Annotated in this window: 5 protein-coding genes; all 5 read left to right on the top strand. The window is 63.0% G+C overall.

Going from position 1 to position 6,882, the window contains the following annotated elements:
- Positions 1–2,383 (top strand): preprotein translocase subunit SecA (secA, locus tag VFU66_RS01095; protein ID WP_326444381.1); only part of this gene is annotated, 2,383 nt, incomplete at its 5' end.
- Positions 2,384–2,954: 571 nt separating this feature from the next.
- Positions 2,955–4,322: a tetratricopeptide repeat protein gene (locus VFU66_RS01090; protein WP_326444380.1), complete on the top strand. Its 1,368-nt coding sequence runs from the start codon at positions 2,955–2,957 to the stop codon at positions 4,320–4,322.
- Between the two features lie 21 nt (positions 4,323–4,343).
- On the top strand, positions 4,344–4,811 hold the full coding sequence (locus tag VFU66_RS01085; protein ID WP_326444379.1) for a hypothetical protein: 468 nt from the start codon (positions 4,344–4,346) through the stop codon (positions 4,809–4,811).
- A 54-nt stretch (positions 4,812–4,865) separates the two neighbouring features.
- A complete protein-coding gene (locus VFU66_RS01080; protein ID WP_326444378.1) occupies positions 4,866–5,408 on the top strand; it encodes a hypothetical protein in 543 nt (180 codons plus the stop codon).
- Between the two features lie 48 nt (positions 5,409–5,456).
- On the top strand, positions 5,457–6,882 hold a 1,426-nt coding region (locus VFU66_RS01075), incomplete at its 3' end, for a sulfatase-like hydrolase/transferase (protein WP_326444377.1).

The following is a 6,882-nucleotide window of genomic DNA, read 5'->3' as shown; positions in this document are numbered from 1 at the left end:
GATTGACGAGGCCCGTACCCCGCTGATCATTTCCGGCGCCAGCGAAGAGTCAACGGACAAATACGCGCGCGTGGATCGCATTATTCCGAAGCTCGAGAAGGGCGAAGAACTCACGCCACAAGAAGCGCGCAAGCTGCTGGAATCGGGCAAACTCTCCGAAGTAAAAAGGGATATTGTGCTGCAGGAGCTCGCAGAAGTTGGCGACGATCCGCAAAGGACAATCCTCACCGGAGACTATGCCGTAGACGAAAAGCACCGCAATATCGCGGTCACGGACATCGGATGGGAAAAGATTGAGAAGCTGCTCGGGATCGGCAACATTGCCGATCCGGAAAACTGGGCGCTCAAACACCACGTCGAGACCGCGATCAAAGCGCACGCGCTCTATCACCGCGATGTTGAGTACGTGGTAAAGGACGGTGAAGTCATCATCGTCGACGAATTCACCGGGCGACTGATGCCGGGCCGCCGCTGGTCGGATGGATTGCACCAGGCGGTCGAAGCGAAAGAAGGCGTGAAGATCGAGCGTGAGAACCAGACGCTGGCCACGATCACCTTCCAGAACTACTTCCGCATGTACAACAAGCTGGCCGGCATGACCGGAACGGCAGAAACGGAAGCCGCCGAGTTCGGCAGCATCTATCGGCTCGACATCGTCGTCATCCCCACCAACCGCAAGATGCTCCGCATCGAAAACCCCGACGTCGTCTACCGCACCTCGAAGGAAAAGTACTACGCCGTTGCCGACGAAATCGCCACGCTCCACGCCAACAAGCAACCTGTACTCGTCGGCACCACCAGCATTGAAAAATCGGAGCTGCTCTCCGAAATCCTCAAGCGCAAGGGCGTCCGCCACGTCGTCCTCAACGCCAAGTTCCACGAGAAGGAAGCCGAGATCGTCGCGCAGGCAGGCCGCCTCGGCATGGTCACCATCGCCACCAACATGGCAGGTCGCGGCACCGACATCCTTCTCGGCGGCAACAGCGAGTTCATGGCCCGCCAGGAGCTGGTCAAAAAAGCGCAGGCGCGCGCCGTCTCCGCTGCCGAAGGCGCCATCTCGCCCGTCGCAGGTCCTGGCATGGTGCGCTTCTACTACTCCGGCCAGGAGTTCGAAACCTCGCAGGCCCAGTGGGACTCCACCATCGCCGCCCACGAAGCCGCCGCGAAAACGGAACACGATGCTGTCATCGAAGCCGGCGGCCTCCACATCCTCGGCACCGAGCGCCACGAGTCCCGCCGCGTCGACAACCAGCTTCGCGGACGCGCCGGACGTCAGGGCGATCCCGGCTCCTCGCGCTTCTTCCTCTCCCTCGAAGACGACCTCATGCGCATCTTCGCGCGCGAGTGGGTCTCCACCCTGCTCCAGCGCCTCGGCATGGAAGAGGGCGTCCCCATCGAAAGCAAGATGATCTCGAAACGCATCGAAGGCGCGCAAAAAGCCGTCGAAATGCAGAACTTCGAGTCGCGCAAACACGTCCTCGAGTACGACGACGTCATGAACAAGCAGCGCGAAGCCGTCTACAGCCTCCGCCGCCAGCTCATGGAAGGCGTCGATCAAAAACAGCTCATCACCGACGACTACCTCTCCACCATCCTCTCCAGCATCATCGACGAGAACGCCCCCGAAAAGGCCCACCCCGACGAGTGGAAGCTCGAAAAGCTCTTCAACGACATCTTCGACATCTCCGGCGTTCATCTCGAAAAAGAGATCAACACCTCCGAGATCAGCCGCCACGAGCTCGGCGAAGAGGTCTTCGAGAAGCTGCGCGCCCGCTACGAGATTAAAGAGCAGATCCTCGGCGCGCCCGCCATGCGCTACCACGAGCGCGTCGTCATGCTCAGCGTTCTCGACGGCCTCTGGAAAGACCATCTCCTCAACATGGACCACCTCAAGGAAGGCATCGGGCTGCGCGGCTACGCCCAGCAGGACCCGCTCGTCGCCTACAAGCGCGAGTCCTTCGACATGTTCGAGGACATGATGATGCGCTTCCAGGAAGACACCGTCCGCCATCTCTTCCGGATGCAGATCATCGGCCCCGACGGCCAGCCCATCGAGTCGGCCGAGCAGCTCGCCCACGCCCAGGCTCACTCACAGGCCCAGCGAGCCCTACAGGAGGCCGCGTCCGGCCACGCCAACTCCGGCTCCGTCGCCACGCAGGCCCCGCCCGTCTCCGACCGCGCCCCCTCCACCACCATCGACGCGCTCGAGCGCGAGTTCCACCGCAAAAAACAGCGCGAACTCGAACTCGCCCACGCCGCCAGCACCCACGCCGAACCCAAAGCCAACACCCCCCGCCGCGCCGGCGAAAAAGTCGGACGCAACGATGAGTGCCCCTGCGGCTCAGGCAAAAAATACAAAAAGTGCCACGGCGCAGAAGCATAAAGCTCCACGATTGCTTGCCATTCTGCCTCTTTTGTTTGTCATTCCCGAAGGGAACCTGCGTTCCATCCTGTCCCATTTGTTGTCATTCCCGAAGGGAATCTGCGTCTCGTTTTCCTTGTTGTCATTCCCGAAGGGAATCTGCGTTTCGCGGGTGCCCCATCCATCGCAGCTTCTTCGCGATAGGGGGAAATGAACACATCCCCCGCGCCACCCTTTGCATTTCCATTCCGCAGCGCAGCGGAGGAATCCGCTGTTATCGCGCTGCCGCCAAACACACGTCATCTCGACCGGAGCCGTCCCTGTTTGCCGCACCGCCAAACACACGTCATCTCGACCGAAGGCGGCGCTTTTGCCGCCGCAGCGGAGAGACCCCCGCATTTCTCCCACCTTGAAAGCCACCCCAACCCGCATTTTTCCACAACCCGCCCTTGACCGGCCTGTTATCCTTAAATCAAGAAAGAGCCCGGCCAGCCATGCCGGGCTTCCGCACTTAAGCCCAGACCGAAGTCCGAACCTAAGTCCAATGCTAGAAGGACTTTGCATACTTTAACGGGGGGAGGGGAGTCCTACGATGCCGAAACCGACACACAACAATATCACTCACCCCCGAGCCTCCAGGCACCGCCTTTGCATAGCCGCCGCAGCCATCTTTTCCACAGCCCTCCTCGCACCCGCCCACGCCCAGCTCCCCGCAGGCACCGCGGACGCCAGCGCCCAGCCAGTTCAGCAACCGCAAGACCCCCTCCGCGCTCAGGCCGCTGCCGCCCTCGACAAGCAGGACTACCCCACCGCCCTCAAACTCCTCACCACCCTCGCCGAAAAGAACCCGGCCGACGCCCACGTCCTCTACGACCTCGCCTCCACCCAGGACGCCCTCGACCAGCCCGCAGCCGAAGCCACCTACCGCCGCGCCATCGCCGACGACGCCTCCTTCTTCGACCCGCACCTCGCGCTCGGCCTCCTGCTCGCCCGCAACGGCAAGCTCGCCGAAGCTCGCGCCGAGTTCGCCACCGCCGTCACCCTCAAGACAGACAACCAGCCTCTCCAGGCCCGCGCCTACCGCGCCCTCGCCCAGCTCGACGCATCCACCCGCCCCGCCGACGCCAGCGCCGAACTGCTCAGCGCCCTCAAGCTCTCCCCCGAGACCCCCGACGACATCCTCCTCTCCGGCGAGATCGCCGAATCCTCACAAGACCTCCCTTCCGCCGAGGCCGCCTACCGCCGTCTCCTGGCCGCCAATCCGCAGAACGCCGCCGCCAACGCCGCCCTCGCCCACGTCCTCCTCCGCGAGCACAAGCCCGCCGACGCCGAGACCGCCCTCACCACCGCACTCAGCAAAAGCCCCGACGATCCCACCCTCAACGCCCAGCTCGCCAGCCTCTACGAGCAGCAGAACCAGCCCGAAAAGGCCCTCCCCATCGTCGAAAAGCTCCACGCAGCACACCCCACGGACTCGAATCTCACCCGCCTGCTCGCCCGCATCTACAGCCGCAACAACCAGTTCGACCGGGCCGAGCCGCTCTACGCGGCCCTCATCGCCGCCAACCCAGCTGACCCGACCCTCGTCACCGACCGCGCCGACGCCCTCATCCACCTCAAAAACTTCGCTGAAGCCGAAACCATCCTCAAGCGCGCCTTAGCCCAACCCACTGCCTATCCTTCGCAAGCCGACCTCGCCCTGGCCGCCAACCACCTCGCCTTCGCCGCCTCGGCCAACAACGACCCGACAGTCACATTGCAAGCCTTGGCGATTAGTGCTAAAGTGCAGCCAAAGTCGCCGTCGGAGATCTTTCTCGAAGCAACCGCGCGCGACAAACTCAAGCAGGTCAAGCAGGCATCAGACCTGTACAGGCAGTTCCTTTCCGTGGCTGGAGGCAAATTTCCCGACGAGGAATGGGAGGCCCGCCACCGCCTTCTCACCCTCGAGCACGCGCATTGAAACGCTCCTTCGAGGTGCGTTATGAGACCGACACTTCGCCTCTGTTCCTTCCTCCTCGCCCCAGCCCTGCTGCTGACCATCACCCCCGCCGTCTCCGCCGCCGTCGATGAACCCGTCCCCGACGCCCAGACCATCGCCCAGATGGAACTCCGCGCCCAGCAAGCCAACCCGCGCGACCAGTGCTTCCTCTACACCGAGCTGGTCCACACCATGACCAACGTCGCCATCAAGCAGATCGCCAGCGGCGACGACGACAAGGCCAGCACCACACTCCAGCAGATCAACCGCTACGCTCACCTCATCGAGACCAGCCTGCTCAAAAACACCAAGAAGCTGAAGAACGCCGAGATCCTGATGGACCGCACCACCGCCCACCTGACCGAGGCCCTGCACCTCACCTCCGGCGAGCAACGCAACAACGTCCAGGCCACGCTCAAGCAGCTCGACGGCGTACAGAACCAGCTCCTCAACCAGGTCTTCAGCCACTAGGTCTCCAGAGACCAGCCCTTGAGTACTAGGATGGTTGCTGGAACGAATTCACCGATGACTCGCGCACTCTGCCTCGCAGCCGCTCTTATCCTGCTCGTTCCCGCGCTCCACGCGCAGAACGACGACCACTCGCTCTCGAACGCCGAGATCGAGAAGCTGCGCGACACGGCATACTATCCCGACCAGCGCGTCGAACTCTTCATCAAGCTGCTCGACGAGCGCGCCAAAGCCATCGACGACCTCTACGCCCACCCGCGCAAGCCCGGCCGCGAGCAGGACACACACGACCTGCTCAATCAATTCAACTCCATCGTCAACGAACTCGAAGACAACCTCGACGACTACAGCACCCGCCACCGCGACGTTCGCAAATCATTACCCAAGCTCATCGAGGCGACCGAGCGATGGTCCACCGCCATCAAAACGCCGCCGGACAACGAAGTCTACAACGTCTCCCGCCGCCTCGCGCTTGAGTCCATCCGCGACGTCCACGACGACACCACAGACCTCATCGCCGAGCAGAAGACCTGGTTCGCCGCACATCCTCCGCCCAAAGAGGACAAGAACAACAACGGCGTCATCGACATCCCCCGCTGAACCGCCTCCGTCCCACCGTGCATACTGTTAACTCACGGAGGAAGCAGCATGACCCAGCGGCGCGACGGCATCCAGATGGACAGGCGGAAATTTCTGCTCACCGGAGCAGCCACAGGCGCGGCGCTCGGCCTCGGCACCGCCGCGGAAGCAGCGCCGGCACCGGCAGTCCCGTCGCAGCCCAACATCATCCTCTTTCTCTCCGACCAGTTCCGCTGGGACTTCCTCGGCGCGAACGGACTGAACGGCTCCACGCGCACGCCCAACCTGGACGCGCTCGCGGCCAACGGCAAAAATTTCACGCACGCCGTCACCAACCAGCCCGTCTGTGCGCCCTCGCGCTCCGTGCTGATGACCAGCCGCTACGCCACCGAGACCGGCGTCTGGCGCAACGGGCTGCCCATGACCCAATCGCTCCCGACGCTCGCCGGCGAGCTGCGCAAAGCAGGCTATACCTCGAACCTCATCGGCAAGTGGCACCTCTCGCCGCACACCGCAGCCGAAGGCGGCGGCCCCGGCGCTGTCCGTCCCGAATGGCGCGGAGGCTTCCTCGATCTCTGGGAGGGCGCCAACGAACTCGAACACACCTCGCACCCTTATTACGGCACCATCTACGACAACGACGGCAAGGAGATCACCTACAAGGACGAATACCGCGTCGATTTCATCACCGACCGCGCCGAGCGGTTCCTGCGCCAGAAGCAGGAGAAGCCGTTCTTCCTCTTCGTCTCGCAGCTTGAGCCGCACCAGCAGAACGATATGGGCAACAACATCATCGGCCCCAAAGGCTCCACCGAGCGATTCGCCAACTCGTATGTTCCGCACGATCTGCGCAATCTGCCCGGCAACTGGCAGCAGGAGCTGCCCGATTACTACGGCGCGGTCCAGAGCATCGACAACTCCGTCGGCCGCATCATGCGCGTGCTGGAGGAAGAGAGCCTCGCCGCCAACACCGTCTTCATCTTTATGAGCGACCACGGCTGCCACTTCGAGACGCGCAACGCCGAGTACAAACGCAGCGTCCACAATGCCTCGACGCGCGTCCCGCTGCTCTTCCACGGCCCAGGCTTCGAGAACGCGCAGCAGATTAGCCAGATGGTCGGCATCATCGACATCGCGCCTACGCTGCTGGAGATCGCCGGTGCTCCCATCCCATCGGGCATGAAGGGCAAGAGCCTGCTGCCGCTCATCCGCGATGCAAAAGCCCGCGCCGACTGGCCCAATCAGCAGTTAATCCAGATCAGCGAAGCCATGACCGGCCGCGCCATCCGCACTCCCGAGTGGACCTACTGCGTCGCCGAAATTACCGGCACGACCAACCAGCCCGCCGCGCCCATCTATCAGGAGTATCAAATGTACGACCAGCGCAATGATCCGGCGGAACAGACCAACCTCGCAGGCCGCAAAGAGTATCGCAAGCAGGCCAACGCGCTGCGCGAGGACCTGCTCAAACTACTCGCCAACGCAGGCGAAGCCG

The sequence above is a fragment of the Edaphobacter sp. genome, assembly GCF_035763405.1.
Lineage (GTDB): Bacteria > Acidobacteriota > Terriglobia > Terriglobales > Acidobacteriaceae > Edaphobacter.
Note: the sequence above shows the minus strand (reverse complement) of the source record. Positions and strands in the feature narration are given on the sequence as shown.

Bases quoted from the DNA above. Each gene is read 5' to 3' on its own strand.
- VFU66_RS01080 (WP_326444378.1), top strand. From the start codon at position 4,866: ATGACTCGCGCACTCTGCCTCGCAGCCGCTCTTATCCTGCTCGTTCCC.
- VFU66_RS01085 (WP_326444379.1), top strand. From the start codon at position 4,344: ATGAGACCGACACTTCGCCTCTGTTCCTTCCTCCTCGCCCCAGCCCTG.
- VFU66_RS01090 (WP_326444380.1), top strand. From the start codon at position 2,955: ATGCCGAAACCGACACACAACAATATCACTCACCCCCGAGCCTCCAGG.